The organism is Myxococcus sp. MxC21-1, assembly GCF_032612255.1.
In the GTDB taxonomy this organism is placed as follows: Bacteria; Myxococcota; Myxococcia; order Myxococcales; family Myxococcaceae; genus Myxococcus; species Myxococcus virescens.
In genome coordinates this window covers 8,785,069-8,803,318 of record NZ_CP123278.1, presented here as the reverse complement: position 1 = coordinate 8,803,318, position 18,250 = coordinate 8,785,069, and the positions used below count along the sequence as shown (strand labels likewise).

At 66.9% G+C, this 18,250-nt stretch carries 11 protein-coding genes and 3 pseudogenes; 8 read left to right on the top strand and 6 right to left on the bottom strand.

Annotated features, from left to right (window positions below):
- Positions 1–45: 45 nt before the first annotated feature.
- Positions 46–339 (bottom strand): helix-turn-helix domain-containing protein, encoded by a 294-nt coding sequence (locus tag QEG98_RS39680; RefSeq protein WP_316565047.1) that lies wholly within the window; start codon positions 337–339, stop codon positions 46–48.
- Positions 340–403: 64 nt separating this feature from the next.
- Here QEG98_RS39680 and QEG98_RS39675 point away from each other — a divergent pair.
- From QEG98_RS39675 to QEG98_RS39655, 5 genes and pseudogenes are all read left to right on the top strand, one after another.
- A pseudogene (locus tag QEG98_RS39675) lies at positions 404–1,237 on the top strand (hypothetical protein); the annotation flags it as partial.
- Between the two features lie 322 nt (positions 1,238–1,559).
- Entirely contained in the window at positions 1,560–2,762 is a 1,203-nt protein-coding gene (locus QEG98_RS39670; RefSeq protein WP_316565046.1) for a DUF2380 domain-containing protein, read from the top strand.
- Entirely contained in the window at positions 2,759–3,229 is a 471-nt protein-coding gene (locus QEG98_RS39665; RefSeq protein ID WP_316565045.1) for an NUDIX hydrolase, read from the top strand. Before QEG98_RS39670 ends, QEG98_RS39665 begins: the two co-directional genes overlap by 4 nt.
- A gap of 258 nt (positions 3,230–3,487) precedes the next feature.
- A complete protein-coding gene (locus tag QEG98_RS39660) occupies positions 3,488–3,625 on the top strand; it encodes a hypothetical protein (protein ID WP_316565044.1) in 138 nt (45 codons plus the stop codon).
- A gap of 464 nt (positions 3,626–4,089) precedes the next feature.
- Positions 4,090–4,620: a hypothetical protein gene (locus QEG98_RS39655; protein WP_316565043.1), complete on the top strand. Its 531-nt coding sequence runs from the start codon at positions 4,090–4,092 to the stop codon at positions 4,618–4,620.
- Between the two features lie 34 nt (positions 4,621–4,654).
- Here QEG98_RS39655 and QEG98_RS39650 read toward each other — a convergent pair whose 3' ends face one another.
- From QEG98_RS39650 to QEG98_RS39630, 5 genes are all read right to left on the bottom strand, one after another.
- Positions 4,655–7,672: a putative Ig domain-containing protein gene (locus tag QEG98_RS39650; RefSeq protein ID WP_316565042.1), complete on the bottom strand. Its 3,018-nt coding sequence runs from the start codon at positions 7,670–7,672 to the stop codon at positions 4,655–4,657.
- 163 nt (positions 7,673–7,835) lie between these two features.
- A complete protein-coding gene (locus QEG98_RS39645) occupies positions 7,836–9,749 on the bottom strand; it encodes an Ig-like domain-containing protein (RefSeq protein WP_316568041.1) in 1,914 nt (637 codons plus the stop codon).
- 161 nt (positions 9,750–9,910) lie between these two features.
- Positions 9,911–11,329, bottom strand: coding sequence for an IgA Peptidase M64 (locus QEG98_RS39640; protein ID WP_316565041.1), 1,419 nt, complete (start codon positions 11,327–11,329; stop codon positions 9,911–9,913).
- 156 nt (positions 11,330–11,485) lie between these two features.
- Positions 11,486–13,003, bottom strand: coding sequence for a PEGA domain-containing protein (locus QEG98_RS39635; RefSeq protein ID WP_410478097.1), 1,518 nt, complete (start codon positions 13,001–13,003; stop codon positions 11,486–11,488).
- Positions 13,004–13,049: 46 nt separating this feature from the next.
- Positions 13,050–14,864, bottom strand: a complete 1,815-nt coding sequence (locus tag QEG98_RS39630; RefSeq protein ID WP_316565039.1) for an Ig-like domain-containing protein — start codon at positions 14,862–14,864, stop codon at positions 13,050–13,052.
- Positions 14,865–15,229: 365 nt separating this feature from the next.
- On the opposite strand from QEG98_RS39630, the pseudogene QEG98_RS39620 reads away from it, so the two are divergent.
- From QEG98_RS39620 to QEG98_RS39610, 3 genes and pseudogenes are all read left to right on the top strand, one after another.
- Positions 15,230–16,233, top strand: a pseudogene (locus tag QEG98_RS39620) (SDR family NAD(P)-dependent oxidoreductase).
- A gap of 83 nt (positions 16,234–16,316) precedes the next feature.
- Positions 16,317–17,323 (top strand): annotated as a pseudogene (locus tag QEG98_RS39615) (diacylglycerol/lipid kinase family protein).
- A gap of 71 nt (positions 17,324–17,394) precedes the next feature.
- The gene (locus tag QEG98_RS39610) at positions 17,395–18,084 is read left to right on the top strand and encodes an NUDIX hydrolase (RefSeq protein ID WP_410477907.1); all 690 of its coding nucleotides are present in this window, start codon (positions 17,395–17,397) and stop codon (positions 18,082–18,084) included.
- The last annotated feature ends 166 nt before the right edge of the window (positions 18,085–18,250 follow it).

Genomic DNA, 18,250 nt, shown 5'->3' with positions numbered 1-18,250 from the left:
CACCCCGAATTGGCGATGAATGAGCTGGGCCACTCTCTTCAGGGTCTACCTCTCGGTGGCGAAGCCTGCGGCCTTGGCTCCGGCTTCCACCAGCCGCTTCACCTGGTGCCCCTGCGCATCCGTTAGCCTCGAGGGCCGGCCGGTCCGAGGGCGTGACTTCAGCGCACTCACGCCCTCCTGCTGCAGACTCCGAGCCCACTCGCACACCGTGCTCGGGCCGACGCCCAACTGTCGTGCCACCTCCGCCTGCGTGTAGCTGCCAGAGCGGAGCAGTCGGGCCGCCTCCAACCGGCGCTCCTCCAACTGCTCTGCCGACAGCTTCCTCGGCTGCCACGCCATGAGAAGCCTCCTGCCTCCTCATGGCGTAACATCCTTCTCCCTTCGGGAACTTCCCTGAAGGGGATTAGGGCCCCTCTACACGGAAGCGTTCGTCTCGGACGTGCTGGGCGCGCGGCTGATGGGTGCGGAGTTCTCCCTGGACATGGAGCACGTCTTCTTCGGCAAGGCCAAGGAGCACAGTCGGTACACCCTGGCGCTGTCCGCCGTGCATGACTGGGGGCGAGCGGGTGGACGCGCGCCAGCGGTGACGCTGGCCCATGCGGATGCAATGGCGGTGGTGGTGGTGCGACCTGACTACGAGGTCCACTTGGTGGCGGGCTGGGGCGGGCGTCCTGGCGAGGGCTGCGCATGGGGGGCTGTCGCGGGCGCGGGGTTGGACGCGGGGACGGAGGCACTCAATCTGCGGCTGCGGGTGGAGGCGCGGCGCCAGCGTGGCGGCTTCCGGCAAGGCTTCTTCGGAGCGGACTACGAACTGGCGCGCTTCCAGGCGGCGGGCCCGGATGGCGTGCCGCTCGCGGATGCTGGCTTCCCGGATGGCTACTCGGCTTTCGGTGAGGCCGAAGTGGGCTGGGACGCCGTCAGCTACGGGGGACTTTACAGGCACCTGAAGCTGTCGCTGGGCGCGGAGTCGTTCTCCTGGGGGCGCTTCGACGTCGATGGGCGCGTGGCGGTGCAGCTCTTCGAGCGCAGCCTGGAAGTGGCGTTGCAGGGCCTGGGCGTGGGCATGGGGCAGCCCGGGGCGCGTTACCTGGGGGCGGCGGAAGTGCGCTGGAGGTTCCTGGGCGGGAAGCTCTACGCGATGGGGACGGGCGGCACGCTGCTCTTCCCCACGAGGGAAGGGACGCTGCGACCGGGGGCCTTCGCTTCGGTGGGCCTGGGGGTGGACAATGCGCGCTAACGCCTTGCTGTGGGTGGTGGTGTTGGCCGTGGGGGCCGCTTCGGTGGCGCATGCCTCCGGGCTTGGCGGAACGTTGAGCTACGCGCCGCGCGTGGCCACGTCCCCCGCGTGGGAAGACGCGCCAGACGATGAGCCTCTGCGTTCCTCGGACGCTTCTCCGTTCTCAATCTCGGGGCCCGAGGAGGACCAACGGCGAGCGCGCCAGCGGGGGCCACGGCACGACGCAACAGGGGCCGTGCCTGGCACTGCGTCCGTAGCTGTCGGGGGTGGAGTGCAGAGTGCCGCAGCGGTGCGTCAGGCAACACTGGACGCCATTGATGAGGTGAAGCGCTCTCTGGAGGGCATCGAAACCACGCGCGCTCGACTTGCGTCGCGTCCTTCCTCTCTCGGTAGCCGGGGCCTCGACGGTGTCTTCACGCGCTATCTCGACCACAGCTCCAAGCAACTGACGTGGCTCCGAGGAACGCTGGGGAGTGCCACGGCGCTGGCGGGAGTGGCTTCGGAGGTAGGGGATTCAGGAATGGAGCTGAGCATCCTCCAGATGACTGGGCCCCGGCTCCAGGCCGCGATGTTCGGAACCCTGCTACTGGCCACGTGGGTGGACTTCCTGCAACTCGCTGATGCCTTGCTCCGCAACTGCCCCATGTGCGGTTCCGAAAAGCTATTCGCGGACCTGCATCGAGTTCAAAGCAAGCTGACTCCGACGCTTGCGGACCTCTCATCGGGGGACTCGGAGCGGATAGAGGCGGCGGCGACCGCGATGCCCGTGCTGATGGGGGAGCTGACTCACGAGTTCGACACGATTCGTCGGGATGCGCACTCGGCCATGGAGGTGGGCGGCAAAGTCATGGTGGCGGCGCAGGTGATGGAGCTGCTCGCCCTGATTTCCACGCTGAAGATGTCATTCCCCCGGCCACCCCCAGTAGCCTCCACGACGCTCGGCATGGGGCTCGTCATGAGTTCGGGGGGCGTCATGGCGGGCTCGCGGCTCGTCGTCTCGGCGGAGTGGGTGGAGATGATGCGGAGGCTGGTGCAGGCGGGCGTCATCTCCCTCCCAGCCGTGAGCGCCGCAGTCCGCATCCATGGTGGTCAGGTGCTGATGGCCCAGGCGCAACAGGACTTGCCCGAAGGTGTGCGCGAGGCGCTGGGGGACAGTCCCGAGGTGCGAGGCATGCGCGTGACGGGCAAGGCGGGGGCCGGAATGTCCGAGGCCCCGAAGCACCACGTGTTGCCGAAGGAGCACCGCGAGTGGTTCGAGGCGCGTGGCTTCAAGGGTGACATGGACATCGACCAGTTCTGTGTCCGGCTGGAGCAGGCCCACCACGAGGCGATTCACGGAGGGGGGAACTGGAAGCTGGGGCGCATGTGGCCCGCCGAGTGGAGTAGAAGGATTATGCGCGCGCTCCAAGATGCTGAAGTCAGCGCCGGGAGGCCGTTGCCGCGAAATGCGATCCTCAAGATCGTCGGTAAGAATATGAAGGCCTACGATATTCCAATGAACTTCACTCCCGGGAGAAGCCGATGACCGATGGACGTTCGTGGGAGGGGAATTGGATCGCCCGCCTGTATGAGCGCGTCCGTGAGCGGGGGTACGACTCGGTCACCGCCTTTGCTGAAGATCGTCCCACGGCATCCCTAGTCGCTCTTGCAGAGGAGCTTGGCCCGGACGACGTTGCCGGCGTCCAGGTGTTCAAAGGGTTGGTCGCTGAGGCTGAGCGCAGCAAGAAGCTCACTCGAATGGCTCGCGGACAGCTTGTTCGCGAACTGTCGGAGGTCCTCCCCAACGGCTGGCCAGCCGTGCTGGATGATGATGCCCGCTTGGAGGTCGCGATAGCACTTGGCCAATGGTCGGCATACACCCCGGAACCCCTCGTGGAGCGTGTAAGGAGTGCTAGCGGCGCGCTCCTCGCCAATCCGCCTCCGGCCGGCTGGCGCCCGCTCGGTCCTGACGACGAGCTTCTCCGGACGCTTCTTCCCGACGACGAAGCATGAACGGCGCTGGAGGCCCCGCGAGTCAGTGACGGAGCCGCCATGTGCCCCCAGTGTGCCCCTCCAGCGTGGTTCGAGGTGGCACACCGGGGAAAACAGCATGGGACCGGGGCGGGATGACGTCTCCGAGCGAAATCAAGGCTCCAGCGGGTAACAGCGCGTCCTGCTTGGGGTTTCCTGGTGCCTTGGCGAAGGTGACGCTCATCTTCGCCATCGAGTAGTTCCGAGGACCGTCGGGGGCTGGCCGGGGCCCCGACGGGAGTGCGCGCGTCGAGTGGTGGGACGACGTGCGACTTCTTCCCCTTCCTGCACGGCGGTCCGGACGAGCGCAGGGAAGTCGATGCGCTGCTGTTTGAACTCCGCTCCCTCCGCTTCACGAAGGGGCTCGGCACGCCGTAGGCAGCCCCTCCGAGTTGCTCCTGCGAAAGCCCGAACCCGTCCTCATGCGCTTTGTTGACGCGGCCGTAGCGCTCGTCCGCGCTGACGAACGAGACCAGGGCGGTGATTCGTCGAGCCGCATGGCCTGCTCCTCCTCACTGGCGCGCAGCCGCTCCGAGAGGGCTTTGTTGCGCTGACACACCCGCGCGGGAAGTCCTCCTCGGGCAGGCTTTAGGAGGATGCTGGCCGGCTGGTGCGTTCGAGGTCGAGGCATCCACGCAGGCCGAGGGGCCGTGAGACGGAGCGCTCTACCGCCTCCCTGGTCGCCTTCAAGGCGCGCCTTGGGAAACATTGGGTTCTCGGCCGCCAGGGCCATCCGCATGTTGAGGAAGAGACAGGCGCGGGCCGGTGCGGGCCGGCCGTCGCGATGAACTTCCACACGCGGGGGACACGAGCGCATGAGGGCAACGCGCGGTTGGAGGCTGATGGCATTCGGGCTGTTCGCCGTGTGGCTCGGTTGCGGCCAGCGGAGTGAGAGCCGGGGGCCTCCATCCGCGAGCGAGCGAGAAGGCCGCTCGGATGTCCTTCGCGGCCTCATGGCCTCACGCGAGCGGCCCCCGGAATCCGGGGCGCCTGGCTCCGGCTCGGTTCCAGTGGGAACGCTGGGGGCGGGTCAGGGCGGTTCGGGACGGCCAGCGCCCACGGACCAGCTCCATGGCCGCGTGGAGTGGGTGGGCGACAACGAGCTGCTCATCCGCGGCGATGACGGCGTGGAATACGACGTCGGAGTGGATGAGCAGACCCGCCTCTTGATGAAGGGCGAGCTCGTCACGGGCCTGCGGGAGTATCACGAGGGAGACGAGGTTCGTGTCACCTACGGTGATGGTCCCGGAGGTCTGGTGGCGCACCTCGTGGATGGGATGCCGGGGACCGGTGCCGAACCGCCGCGTCCGCAAGAGTCAGCCCCACGCGAGGACACCGCGGGCCCAGGCGCGCCGCTCGATTCACTTCGCTGAAACCGAGGCCGGAGGCGCCTATCGCGGGCGCGGGTCAGAACGCCCGGCCATCCACGCGGAGGCCCGGGGATGAGTTGAGCCCTGGGGTTATCAGGTGGTGGTAGTCGAACGCCGCGCCGGGCGTGGCATCGGGCGACCGGTTGAAGGAGATGTTGTCGAAGGTGCCTCCGTAGGACATCTCATTGACGCTGCTCCCATCGGGAGAGAGGAGCCTGACGACGTCGCCATCGTTGTTGAGGCCCAGGCCGCCCGAGGATGCGGCCACGGTATCGGGCGTACCGGCCGGGAAGCCTCGAGCACCACCAAAGACGACGAAGACCCGGCCGGGAGCGAGCGTGGTGCCGGGGGCGAAGACATGCCGCACGGATGCGGAGTCCGACAGGCTCCAGCGGGACAGGTCCGCGGTGGAGGTCCCCGCGTTGTACACCTCGATGAATTCGTAATGGGTGTCCGACACGGTCTGCCCGGGCGGGATGGGCTCGTTGGGCAGGACCTCGTTGATGATGAGGTTGGACAAGGGCTCCGGGTCCGTGACGCCGCCGGAGTCTCCCAGGTCGTAGCTGCTGATGACGGGATAGTGGTCGCTGACGATGTCGCCGTAGTTGGGAATCCACGCGTCCGGGCGCAGGATTTCGACGGAGCCGGGCAGGTAGTTCGCGGCCATCTCGTTGGAGGCGAGCGTGTGGTCGATGGTGTCGTGATAGTCGACGGTGGTGCGCAAGCCGCGCAGGGACAGTGGCTCGGTGATGAAGGTGTAGCGCTGCGTGTCGGCCACGAACGGAGCGAAGGGGCTGGGCAGAGGGTCGCCGTCGCTGCCTTGGGTGATGGACTGGTCGACATCGTCATTCCAGTCGCCAATGACGAGCACGCGTTCGGTGGGCAGGGATGTGTCGAGGTACGACTTGAGCGCCGCGCTGGAGCGTTGCCGCTGTCCGTAGGCGGTCTCGTTGTCGAACGCCTTCAGGTGAACGACGATGACGACCAGTGGGGTGCTCACGCCCTGGACGGTCGTGGTGAAGTCCACGCGCAGCGGCGGCCGGCCACCGAAGTCCGCGGCGTTCGCGGTGAGGATGAGCTGCGCCTCCTGAAGCGTGAGGGTGCTGTCGTAGAGGATGCCGGGCTTCTGCTCGCCATGGCTGTAGTAGGCCGTTCCGTTGGGGACGAAGGACGTGTCATTGGCGAGGAAGCCATTGAAGCCGGGGAGCTGCTCCTTGAGGGTGGCGAAGTCCGCGGCGTCCACCATCTCCACGAGGCCCCACACGTTGGCCCCCGAGTCGCGAATGATGTCGCGCGCGTGGGCAATCTGAAGGTCGTCCGGCGTTCCGCCCTCCGAGGTGGAGTCCGGCGGGCCCTGGGTGGGGGCACCGAACCACTCGAGGTTCCAATGGCCCACTGTGAGGGGCGCGCTGGCGGTGCGCACGTGGAGGACCATCGCATGCCAACCCTGCTGGCCCGTGGCGTCCGTCACTGTGACTGTGAATGCTGAGTACCCGAGCTCCGAGAGGGTGCCGCTGAGGGTTCCTGATGTTGAGAGCGTGAGCCCCGAAGGCGGCATCCCCGACACGATGTGCCAGGAAAGCGGCGCCTTGCCGCCGGATGCTTGCAGTTGGGTGGCGTAGGGCAGGTCCTTGCGCGCATCGGGCAGCGATGTGGTGACGACAGTGGGGAGTTCGTAGACCGTGAGGGTGAAGGCGCGTGTGCCCGTCCGTCCGTTCGCGTCGGTGACGATGGCCTGTCCGCTGGTGGTGCCGGGAGCGGGGGGCGTGCCTGAGAGTAGTCCGGAGGCGGAGAGCTGCAGCCAGGAGGGGAGGGGGCTGGCTGGAGCGAACGAATACGGCGCCTTGCCGCCGGTGACGGAGTACGTGGCGCTGAAGGACTGCGAGACATACCCGTCGAGCTGAATCGCAGGTCCACCTACGGACGGAGGCCGGTACACGACAAGGTCGAGCGCCCGGGTGGCGACGCGTGCGTCGGCGTCGGTGACTTGGACGGAGAAGGAGAAGGTCCCCGTCGTGGACGCGGTGCCTTCGAGCAGGCCGGCGCTGGTGAGGCGGATGCCGGCGGGAAGCGAACCCGCGCTGAGCACCCAGGCATAAGGCGCGCGTCCCCCCAACACCAACAGGCCTTGTCGATACGCGGCATCGGTATAGGCATCCGGTAGCGCGCTGGGGGTGAGGGTGATGCCGCCCTGGACGGTGAGGTTGAACGTGGCGGACGCCGCACGGCCATTGGCGTCCTGGACCTCGACCGTGAAGAAGTCGGCTCCTGGTTCGCTGGGCGTCCCTCGGACAAGGCTGTCATCCAGTTGGAGGCCCGTGGGCAAGGCACCCGAGGTGATGCGGAACGTGAGCGGTGGTCGCCCGCCAACGGCGTGAAGCTCCGTGGAGTAGGCCGCTCCGAGCGCGGCGGAGGGGAGCGTGCCGCCTGCGAGATAGGGCGTGGTGAAGGCGGAGAGCGAGAGGACACGCTGGCTCGAAAGCCCGGTGGCGTCCTGCACGTGGACGGTGACGGAGAAGGTGCCGGAGCTGGCGGGAACGCCGGAGATGTGCCCCTGTGCGTCGAGGCGCACGCCCGACGGGAGGGTGCCCTCCGCGAGCGTCCACGTGTACGGCGCCGTGCCGCCCGAAGCGTCGAGTTGCGCGGCGTAGTTGTCGCCGACGTATGCATCGGGGAGCGTGGGCGATGCGACCTGGAGGCCGGCGTTGAGCACCTCGAGCTCGAACGTGGCGCGAACAGTCCGTCCGCGGGAATCACGGACCTCCGCGTCGAAGGAGGCGGTGCCTGCCGATTGGGGCGTCCCGGTGATTTCGCCCAGGGTGGAGAGGCTGAGTCCGGTGGGCAGTGCGCCCTGCGCGACGCGCCACGAATAGGCAGGCGTGCCACCCGAAGCGGTGAGGGAGCTGCGATAGGCCTGCGCGACGGATGCGGCGGGGAGCGTCTCCGTGGTGATGGCCAGTCCCGGTCCGGTGTCGTCAGTGCGGTGAGGCGCGGAGTCAGAACATGCGGTCAGCAGCAGCGCGAGGATGGGGAGCAGGGCGTGATGGGCGCGCATGAAGACTCCGGCCCGCGAAGGAGTCGGGCCCACGGATGAAGTGTCGGCACTGTAGAGGCAGCCATGACGACGACGCACAGGGTCCTACCGAACCCAGGGCAAAGAAAAGGGCCGCGGCTCACAAGGAGCCGCGGCCCGGATGCTTCATGTGGAAGCCGTCAGACTAGAAGTTGGGCAGGCCCCACGAAGGAGCGCCCACCGCCCAGTCTTCCTTCGTGTTGGTGTCCGTCGCGCTGATGCGGCGGATGGTATTGGTCGTGGGCGTAACACTGCCGGCTGACGCGGGAATGGCCGTCCAGTCCGCCGCGACCGCTGCGGCGGTCGGGGTGGAGGTCGTCGTGCAGGGCGCTCCACTGCAGTCCGCGGGGAGCCAGTGGCCCGCAGCCTGAACCGCCTGGATGTTGCCGATGAACGCCGCGGGCGGGGTGCCCGTCGTCCTGGCAAAAGGCACCGCGTCCTGGATGTTTCCGGCGACATCCTTCACCAGCAGGATACGGCTAGAGAACGTAATGGCGTTGGCTCCCTCACCTTGGAAGTCCCACGCCGTGTCGTAGTGAGTCGAGGCAGTGCTCTGGGGGACTTCGTCCTTCGCCTGAGTCTCCGCAATGAAGCCCGCAGCTGGATTGAGGTGGACGACGATGATGTCGCCCGCCGCAACAGTTACATCCTTGAACTTGGCAAGCTCCACCACGGGAGAGTTCACGTCCTGCTGAAGGATGATGCCAGCAGTCGTACCGCCCGTGATGACCTCGAGCTCGACCAGGTCCCGGGCATCAGCCATGTTCGGCTGCACCTCGGAGATGCGGAGCACCGCGGCCGTACGGAAGCCACGGAACGCCTGCGTGTTGCCCTCGGCGGCCACAACGCCACCCGCCAGGTCCGTCACGGTGTTCGCAACGGTGACAGAGTAGTTGGTGCCCGGGGTCTGCTCGCTCGTGGTCAGGAAGACCTGCTTGCCTTCAACGCGGGCCGAGGAGACCGTCAGCCCCTCGGTGAGCGTGAACTGCTCCTGCGCGTTGGTGATGCTTGCCGCCGAGATGTTGCGGCTGAAGCTGAGCACAAGCTCCGTCAGCGAAGTCGCCGCAGCGGACTCGAACGCCGGGGCCGCGCAGTTCGAAAGGGTGAGCTCAGACGCCGTGAACGCGGACGGCTGCGCATTGGTGTCGAACCGCCAGATGGGGCCCGCGTTCAGCGTGAACGTGCAGCCCTGGGTGATGTCGAGCGCGGTGGCGAGCGTCGCGGGCACGCGGAGCCGGAAGTTGGCGGCGCCAGCGATGACACCCTCGGTGGTGATCTGGAACCCAGTGAAGCCGGCGCCAATGCCACTGCCGGCCGCGGCAATCGTGCCCGTCAGGTGGGTGAGCTCGGACTCCACGGAGTCCAGGCCGTTCACCAGCGTGTCCGACGTGTCCGCGGAGCGGTTGACCGCGAGGCCGGCCGGGGTGGCGGTCGACTGGTTCTGAACCGGGTGGCCCTGGCTGATGACCGTGGTCCCGGTGACGGTGGCCGCGGAGCGCAGGCCGCCGGTGGTCGCCTTCGACGACACGGAGAAGCTGACCCGGTCACCCACGGCGACCGCGGCCAGCGCCGTCGCGTCGGACACGAACAGGGCGGGGCCCTGGGCCTCGGCCTGGACGAAGAAGCCGGGGAGTTCGTTGCTGCCCGTGACGGCAGGCTTGATGAACGTGACGAACGCACCCTCGATGGGCAGCGCGGGGTCGAGCGCGCCATCCGCCGCATCCCGGACCGCCTGGATCTGCGTGCTGGTCGTCGCGACCGGCGTGGCAAAGCCCGAGTCCTCGCACGTGCTCGTCGTGGTGTTGCAGGTCTCGGTCAGACCGCAGGTCGCGTTGCTGGTGCAGCCCTCCGGGTCGGTGCCCGCGTCACCTTCGCCGGCATCCGGCTCGGTGCCCGCGTCTTCCTCGGTGCCCGCATCCGGGCCCTGGGTGATGTCGCGCTGCTCGCACGTGCCAGAGTTACAGGTCCACTGCTTGCCGGCGGCCGGGGGGCCCTTGTCCGTGCGGCAGTCAAACTGGTCAACGCATTCGTCGCCACATCCCGTGCCCATCGTGACCATCACGGCCGTGACGACCGCCGGGAGCCAAAATCGTCTCTGCATGAGTTCCCCTCCATGGGAAGCAGGTTGCGTCCCCCTTACACCTGAACCGGAGGGCAATCCAATGTCCGCTCCTGGTGACATGGGCATTTCACACAAGAGGTGCCCGGATTTTCAGGCGTTCAGGGATTGGCCTGGGGAGACCTGGCCGGAGGGCCGGAATACAGGTCGATGACTTCGGAGATGGCGCTCTGACACACCGCGCAGAATGGGACGCGATCCCGAGTGAACATCACGCAGTCGACCTGTGGCCGGTAGTAGCCCTTCGACTCGTACATGGCCCCCTCGAAGGCCCCGACCCGGCCTGAATACTTCTGTGAGGAAAGGAACTTTTCCTCCCAGTCCCGCTGGGTCAGGAAGAGCTTGTCCATGTCTGACTCGGGCTTTCGCTGCGCCCGAATCTGGCCGCGCTGCTTCTGCACGGCGGTGGCATGCTTTTCGTATCCCTCCTTGTTCCAGGGGGTAGGCAGGGGTGTTCCTGGTGACACCAGGTGCTTCCACTTCAGGTCTTCCGGGGAGTGGAGCGCGGTGACGTTCTTCTCCCAGGGCTCCAGGCGGTCCGCGGCGGGCGCATAGACGGATTCGGACGTGTAGTACTCGTCCGCCAGCCCGGCGAAGTGGTGGCCGAACTCGTGCACGAAGACGTAGGGCGCCCACAGGCTGTCCGAGGCGACGGTGCCGTAGAGCCCGAAGATGCCGCCGCCGCCGTAGGTGTTGCCGTTGACCAGGACCTCCACGAACTCGTAGGGCGCGAAGGCCGCTGCCTCGCGGAAGGCCTTGTTGTCGAAGGTGAGCACATAGCGCTCACTGCCAAAGGCGTCGTAGGTGGCCCCGATGGGCGAGCGCCGGTGGACGCCGGTGGAGGGGCGCGAAATGCCGGACTGGGCCGCGGCGGGGACGAGCCCCCACACGTTGAAGTCCGACTTGCGCTCCTTGAAGGGAGAGAAGGTGAAGAGGATGTCCACCATGTGCCGGGCATCCTTCTCGAACTTGGCGTGCTCGGCCTTCGTGTAGCCGTCCCCCAGGATGAGCAGGTCGACCTTCTGCGCTGACGGCCCGTTCTCCAGCAGTATCAACAGCGGCCCGGGCGCGGGAGGAGACGAGGAGTCGACGAACATGTCCTTCGGGTCGACAACCAGCGACCACACTTCGCGGAAGGCATTCTGGGCATCCCGCTTCTTGAGGAGCACCTGCACGGGGCGCTTAGGCGCGGGGAAGCGGAGGGACTCATGGAAGGTGCGGTTGCTGCTGCGCGCCTCGTTCGTGACCTCCCACTCGCCGTAGATGGACGCAAAGCCTCGCGAGAACAGGAGCCGGTTGTTCTCCCGGTCTCGGACCTCGAAGAGGTACTTGCCGAGGTTCGTCTCGTCGATGGCCCGTTCCGGGTGGCCGGGCCAGGGCAGCGGCTCGACGACGACCTTGTCGAGGCTGAACCGTTCCTCGGTGGCGTTCCCGGTGTGGAAGTAGTCGACTCGGAGGGTTCGGGGAGAGGCCGCGGAGGCGCTCGTGGCCAGCAGCAGGACGAAGAGGGCTCGCATCATGGGCGGCACTCTATGCGCCGTGAGGGCCCGGCGGTGTTTGTTGACGCGTCTCTCCTATCCAGCACTCGACGTGTCTGCTTGCCTGCGCGAGAGGTGGACTGACTCGGATGGTCCACCTCTCGCGGAATGCGTGTCTTTGGATTCGTGAATAGTGCGTCAGAACGAACCAGACAGTGAGGCCGCCGCGCCGTGGCTGTCCGCGGAGAGTCCGACTGAGACGGGTGGTGCCGAGCTCGAATCAGGAGACAGGAGGTAGAGCACCGCGCCCGTGACAACTGCCGCGCCTCCGCCGATGAGCAACCCATTGAGGACGTTGCTCTTCTGAACCAGCGAGTCGCGAAGCCCCATCGCCTCCTTGTCACTGGACAGAATCCGGCCGTTGTCCAGCCGCTTCTCCAGTGCGTTCACATCTTTCTGGGCAAGAAGCCGGACGATGCCCGCGCCACCGAATGCGGCCACACCCGTTCCCAGCGCGACATACGAGGCCGTGCGAAGTCCGGAGGTGGAGCGTGTCCCGGACGCGTCGCCCTCTGACATGAGGTTGGGGGCCGTCAGGTCCATGCCGCCTGCTGACGCGCTCCCGTTCCGGCCCACGTTCCCGGAAGATTCCCACGGGGCCTTTCCATTGGCGTTCATCACCACGAGGTTGGAGGGGGAGCGGCCGGTTGTGACGAAGTCGACCAGCGCCGCGAGTGCCTCGTCCGGCGCGTCCGCGCCCTGGGTCTTGAAGCCGCCTTCGCGGAGCTTCTGTCCTCCTTCGACATTGAGGACGGTGGCCGCGAACCACTTGGGCCCGCTGCTCGGGCGCTCGAGCCGGACGACGATGACTTCCTCCACGCCGAGCGTGCCGCCCAGCCGGACCGCATGGCTCAGCGTGCGCTCGTCGTTGCCGTCGGAGGTGGCGAGGCAGGGGAAGGGGCTCGCGGAGACAGCGCCCTCATAGGCCACGTCGACGAGTAATGGCGTCTCCGTGCCCTGCACCTGGATGTGCCGTGGGAAGCTCGTGGTGGCGCCTTTGACGAGCGTGAGGTGATAGGTGCCCGGGACCGCATCGAGCGACAGCGGCGTCTGCCCCAGCTTGAGCCCATCCAGGTACACGTCCGCAGCGGGCAGCGTGGACTTCACGGACAGCTTCACCTTGCGCGTCTGGGCGAGTTCCTTCCGGAGCTTGTCGAAGTTCTGTCGAACGGAAGGGGCGAAGTAGTCCGGGTTGAGCTGGTACTCGGGCTGGAGCCGCAGCACGTTGCGGAACGCGGTGTCGCTCTCCTTTGGCTTGCCCATGGCGCGGTAGTTGAGGCCGTGGAGGAGCTGGGCTTCGACGTAGAGCTTCCAGCGGGCGTCTCCCACGGGGAGTCGAGTGATCTGCTGCAGGGCTTCGTCGACGGCCTGGAGCGTCCTGGCGTTGCGGCCTTCGTAGAATTGGTCCTGGGCCGCTTCGAGCTGCCGCTGAAGGTCCTCATAGCTCTTGGTGGGCTGCGGGAAGAGCCGGTCGCTGAACTGGCTGGCGCTGAGTGTGTCCTGCTCAGGGCGCGAGGCGAGGGCACCCAGGAATGCCTTGGCCTGCCCGCTCAGCTCCGCGTCCTTGCAGTCACCACTGGCCACCACCGTACGACGGGGGGCCGCGTAGGCCTGAGTCGACAGGAGAAAAGCGACGATTGCTGATGTGATCCTCATCATTAAGTCTCTTTGATGTATCTGGCGGGCATGGGAATGCTCGTGGCTACCGGTTACGGCGATAGACGAAGACGTTTTTAGCTCCGTGGGCTATGGCATCCACCCATGCCACTACGATATTCCCACGGGAGTCTACAGCCATGCTTGGTCTTCCGTGGGGGGACTTGCCTGTCTTTCTTTCGTAGTGCCTGCTCCAGACTTGGCCCCAATGCCCATTCGTACGACGGTTGAGATTTATTAGTGTTTTCTCGGCGTTGGACTCGATCGATAGAACGAAAAGTCCTTCCTGTGGAGTGAACTTGGCCTCATAGATGGCTCTGTTGCTCGTAGCCAGTTGTCTTGGTGGGGAGCCCAGCGAAGCCCAGCGGGTTGGAGACCATTCGCTCGAATGAAAGTCCATACGCGATGTTCCTGTCTCGGTTCCGATCCAGGAGACAATGGGACTGTTATCTGCGGAGAGCGCTAGTTTGAGTCCATAGGGGGAGTGGAGGTAGGTGTTCGTGGCGGTAGGGTCGCCCAGTTGCTCCCAGTCGTTCCCGGTCCAACGCCAAGCGAGAGTTCGGTTCAGGCTTCCGCCTGTGGCGAATGTCACGAAGGGGTTGTCGTTCGAATCCAGGACCAATGCCGGATAGCGAGTTCCGGATGGAGGGTCATCCCGAAGCGCGGAGCCAAGGCGGTGCCACTGTTCTCCAGTCCATTGGTGGATATGTACAGCTTCTCCTTCAATGTCCTCTGGATTCATTGCAACAGCGATGGTTGGATGCCCTTGGGAGGTTAGCTGAAGCGCGACACCAGAGGCATGAGGACGCTCGGGAATAATGCCTTGTTCTCCGCCATAACGGACCCAGGCTGTCCCGTCCCATTTGGCCACATGGATATAGTTGTTAAACTCCGCGCCGAAGTCCTCTATCCATGCGACAACAGGGGTCCCGTCTGGAAGGAGTTGAATGCTGGGTGTGTTGATTGAAAATTCGGTCGAGCTTGTTTTTAGCCCCGACCCAATCTGCTCCCAGTGACTGCCTGTCCATCGGTTTACGAATAGATTTAGGTGGACTTGCTCGTCTGCCCTGTCCAGGCGCAAAGTCAATACTGAGGGGTTTCCGTTCGCATCTAGCTGGATGTATGGCTCGATATCGTCATGGGGCCCTGTCGGGCCCGGTGGATGAGGCGGATACGGCACGAACTCAGGAACAGCCCAGCTCCACGCCTCCCCCAGATTCACAGCGGCATTCCCAGCCAGGTCCGTCACCGTCCCAGAGAAGGCCAGCGCCACGGTGCTCGGCGCGGTCATCTGTGTCACGGGCACCACTGTCACCGTCTTCCCGTCCTCCGACAGGGACACCGTGTGCGCCACGGCCACGTCGCCCACTGTCAGGTGCACGGACTCCGTCGTCACGGTGCTCTGCTTCACGGGCTCGGAGAACTCGGCGCGGATGGGGCTCTGCACCCAGACCTCCTGGGCGCCCTGCTCTGGAACACGGGACACCACCCGCGGCGGCGTTCGGTCCACCACCACCTCGCGGCTCGCGCTCACATGCGCGACATCTCCCAGCGCCGCGCGTGCCTCCAGCCGGTACGTCCCTTCCGCTTCTCCCGCCGTGTCCCAGGTGTACGTGTATGGCGGCGCCAGCTCCGCCAGCACTTCGCCGTCCTTGAGCAGTTCCACACGGTCCGGCGCATGGCCCGTCACGTCGAGTCGGACCTCGACCACACCATTCGTGTAGGCCGTTCCCGCCGGCGCGGTGATTCGCACCTCTGCCTGTGCGGGCTCGACGGCTGGCACGTTGATGCACGCGGACGCACACAGGAGGACGACGGCCGCCGTCCAGGGCGGCGGAAGGAAGCGTTCGGAGATGTTCATGGCTCGCGGGCCGAGTGCAGGTTGCGTTCCGTTTCCTGCCCGACAGTCGCTCGCACATACCAAGCCCGCTCCGCTTCCTCCAACCCACCCGTGCTCCGCGAAAAGCCGAGCCATCTCCACCCCTTACCCGCGTAGCACCCCGCCTCCACGTCCTGTGCGGACGCACCGCTTCGCGCCCAGCCCCCGTCCCGGCAGTGGACCCCCATCCCCGGCGGCGGTCTGGGACATGGACCTTCGCGCCGCTCTGCCGCCTGCCCTCCGGCCAGGTGTTCGATGACCCGGTGCGTCGCTGTGTGCAATCGCCATCTTCGCGAGGGGAACTCAGGCCATGCGCTGGGGCTCGGCCCGACAAGGAGAACGCGGACATGAAGCGAGCCTGGAAGAACCAAGTCGTCGTCGTCACCGGCGCGTCCAGTGGCATTGGCCGCGCCACCGCGCTGGCCCTGGCGAAGAAGGGGGCCCACGTCGTCCTGGCCGCCCGGCGCGAGGAGCCGCTGGAGGACCTGGCTCGCGAGTGCCGGGGCTCGGCGTCCAGGCCCACGTCGTGCCCACGGACGTGTCCGACGTGGCCGCCGTGCAGCACCTGGCGGACGAGGCGCGCAACGTCTTCGGCCACTTCGATGCGTGGATCAACAACGCGGGCGTCTACCTCATGGGCCGGCTCGAAGAGACACCGGATGACGCCTTCCGGCAGGTGATGGAGACGAACTTCTTCGGCACTGTCAGCGGCGCCCGCGCCGCCGTGGCCCAGTTCCGCCGGCAGGGCTACGGCACCCTGGTCAACGTCTCCTCGACCTTCGGGACGGTCGCCGCGCCGTATGTCAGCGCCTACGTGGCCTCGAAGCACGCCGTGCGCGGCTTCTCGGCGTCTGTCCGCCAGGAGCTGCTCGGCACCGGCATCGACGTGTGCACCGTGCTCCCCGCGGCCATCGACACCCCGCTGTGGCAACACACCGCCAATTACACCGGCTGGCGCATCCGTCCCGTGGAGCCCGTCTACACGCCGGAGCGTGTCGCGCGCGCCATCCTCCGGGTCCTCCGCAGCCCCAGACATGAGGTCTTCGTCGGCCCCGCCGCTCGGAGCTTCGCCGCCATGCACGGCCTGCTGCCCCGCACCTTCGAGCGCACCATGAACGGCGTCACCGAGGCCCATCACTTCGAGAAGGAGCGCCAGGGCCACACCTCTGGGACGCTCTTCCGGCCGATGGCGGAGGGAACGGGGACCTCGGGGGGCCATCACGCTGCGGGCAAGCAATGGCTGCGCCGGCTGCTGGTCGCCGGGGGCGTGGCCGCGGCGGCGTTCTCCCTCGGAAAGAAGCGGGAGGCACGGGGGCTGAAGGCCCGTTTCGCCCATGCACTGGGAGTATGAGGGTCGTTTTTGCGTCACGACGCGTCACCGGTTGCTGCGCCGTGACCGGGCCATGACAAAGCGTGGAGAGAGTCCCGCTCGCCATGAATGACATCGCCGTCCTCGTCAACCTGCGTGCACGCCGGGGCTCCGAAGGCATGGGAGGGCTGGTCCAGCGCTTCCTTCCCCGGGCTCGCGTGGCGCTCACCCGTTCGCTCGACGAGGCCCGTGCCTGGATTTCGGACACGCTCCGGCCCAATCCGCCCTCCCTCCTCCTGGCGGGCGGTGGTGACGGGACGATTACGGGGCTGCTCAACGAGTTGCGCACCGCGGGGGTGGCCCTGCCGGCCATTGGCGTGCTCCCGATGGGCACCGGCAACGCCTGGGCCCGCGTCACCGGCGCGCCCCGGCCCGCGGAGGCCTTGAAGCAGATTGCCGCCGTGGGCGAGCGCCTGCCGCCCCTGCGCCCCTTCGCCCTGGTCCGCGTGGAGGGCAAGGTGGCCCCTTCGCCGGCACCGGCTGGGACGCGGAGATGATTCAGGACTTCAAGAACCAGCTCGCCGCCTCCGGTCCGCTGCGCAGCACCCAGGCCGGCCTGCGCGGCTACCTGGGCGCCATGTTCACCCGGACGGTGCCTCGCCACCTCTTCGGCGAGGGCAACCCCACGGTGTCTGTCTACAACCTGGGCGACCCCGCCCTCACGGTGGACGCGCGGGGCTCCGTGCAGCCCGTGTCGCATGGGGACAAGGGCGCGCTCCTGTACCGGGGGCCCGCGGGCGTCGCTGGCGCGGCCACCACGCCCGAGTGGGGCTTCGGCTTCAAGGCCTTCCCCTTCGCTCAGGCGGTGCCCCACCGGCTGTCCGTGCGCGTCTATGGCGCCGGCGTCATCGAGGCCACCCGGAACATGTTCCGCCTCTGGCGCGGCGAGCACCCGATGCCCCACATGCATGACTGGTTCGTCCAGCGCCTGCGCATGGACTTCGACCGGGAAGTGCCCTTTCAGATGGGCGGCGACGTCATCGGCATGCGGCGCTCGCTGGAGTTCGACCTGGCCGAGGAGAGCGTTCAGCTCGTCGACTGGCGCCAGCTGTCGCGCATGGTCCGGACCTAGGCCGCGCGGGCCCGGCGGCCACTCCGTCCGCGACTTGACCCGGGTGTGTTCCGGACACTATGCCGGGACCCGTGAGCTACACCTATGAGTACCCGAGGCCGGCGCTGACGGTGGACTGTGTCGTCTTCGGTCTGGATGACGAGGACCTGAAGGTGCTGCTCATCCGCCGCGGCGTGGAGCCCTTCGCCGGGCGGTGGGCGCTGCCGGGGGGCTTCGTGCGGATGGAGGAGTCGCTCGACGACGCCGCGCGCCGGGAGCTGGATGAGGAGGCGGGCATCCGGCCGAACCACCTGGAGCAGCTCTACACGTTCGGCGCCCCGGGGAGAGATCCACGCGGGCGCGTCGTCACGGTGGCGTACTTCGCGCTGGTGAAGCTCAGTGACCATGTGCCGCATGCGGCGACGGACGCGCGGGACGCGGCGTGGTTCTCCGTCTGGGATACGCCGAAGCTGGCCTTCGACCACGTGGAGGTGCTCGGCACGGCGCTCCAGCGGCTCAAGGGCAAGGTCCGCTATCAACCCATCGGCTTCGAGCTGCTGCCTCCCAAGTTCACGCTGACGCAGCTCCAGCGGCTGTACGAGGTCATCCTGGAGCGGGAGCTCGACAAGCGGAACTTCCGCAAGAAGATCCTCGCCATGGACCTGCTCGAGGAGCTGGACGAGGTGGAGCAGGACGTCTCCCACCGGGCCGCGCGCCTCTACCGGTTCGACCACAAGAAGTACAAGCAGCTGGAGAAGGCGGGCTTCAACTTCGAGCTCTGACCCGCTGCGGGCTCGAGGGAGGCCCCAGCGGCTCGTGACGTTGACATCGTGTGATTTGGACACTATGTTGGTGTCATTGAGACACGAACATGGGCACGACCCAGGTTCGTGAGAGGCCGCTGCCCGTGGGGTGTCCACTGGCTGAAGCGTGCCGCCGTATCGCCGC

What these genes read in the sequence shown, in the direction of transcription:
- QEG98_RS39680 (WP_316565047.1), bottom strand. Translation starts at nt 339, where the DNA reads ATGGCGTGGCAGCCGAGGAAGCTGTCGGCAGAGCAGTTGGAGGAGCGC.
- QEG98_RS39665 (WP_316565045.1), top strand. Translation starts at nt 2,759, where the DNA reads ATGACCGATGGACGTTCGTGGGAGGGGAATTGGATCGCCCGCCTGTAT.
- QEG98_RS39655 (WP_316565043.1), top strand. Translation starts at nt 4,090, where the DNA reads ATGGCATTCGGGCTGTTCGCCGTGTGGCTCGGTTGCGGCCAGCGGAGT.
- QEG98_RS39650 (WP_316565042.1), bottom strand. Translation starts at nt 7,672, where the DNA reads ATGCGCGCCCATCACGCCCTGCTCCCCATCCTCGCGCTGCTGCTGACC.
- QEG98_RS39645 (WP_316568041.1), bottom strand. Translation starts at nt 9,749, where the DNA reads ATGGTCACGATGGGCACGGGATGTGGCGACGAATGCGTTGACCAGTTT.
- QEG98_RS39640 (WP_316565041.1), bottom strand. Translation starts at nt 11,329, where the DNA reads ATGATGCGAGCCCTCTTCGTCCTGCTGCTGGCCACGAGCGCCTCCGCG.
- QEG98_RS39635 (WP_410478097.1), bottom strand. Translation starts at nt 13,003, where the DNA reads ATGAGGATCACATCAGCAATCGTCGCTTTTCTCCTGTCGACTCAGGCC.
- QEG98_RS39630 (WP_316565039.1), bottom strand. Translation starts at nt 14,864, where the DNA reads ATGAACATCTCCGAACGCTTCCTTCCGCCGCCCTGGACGGCGGCCGTC.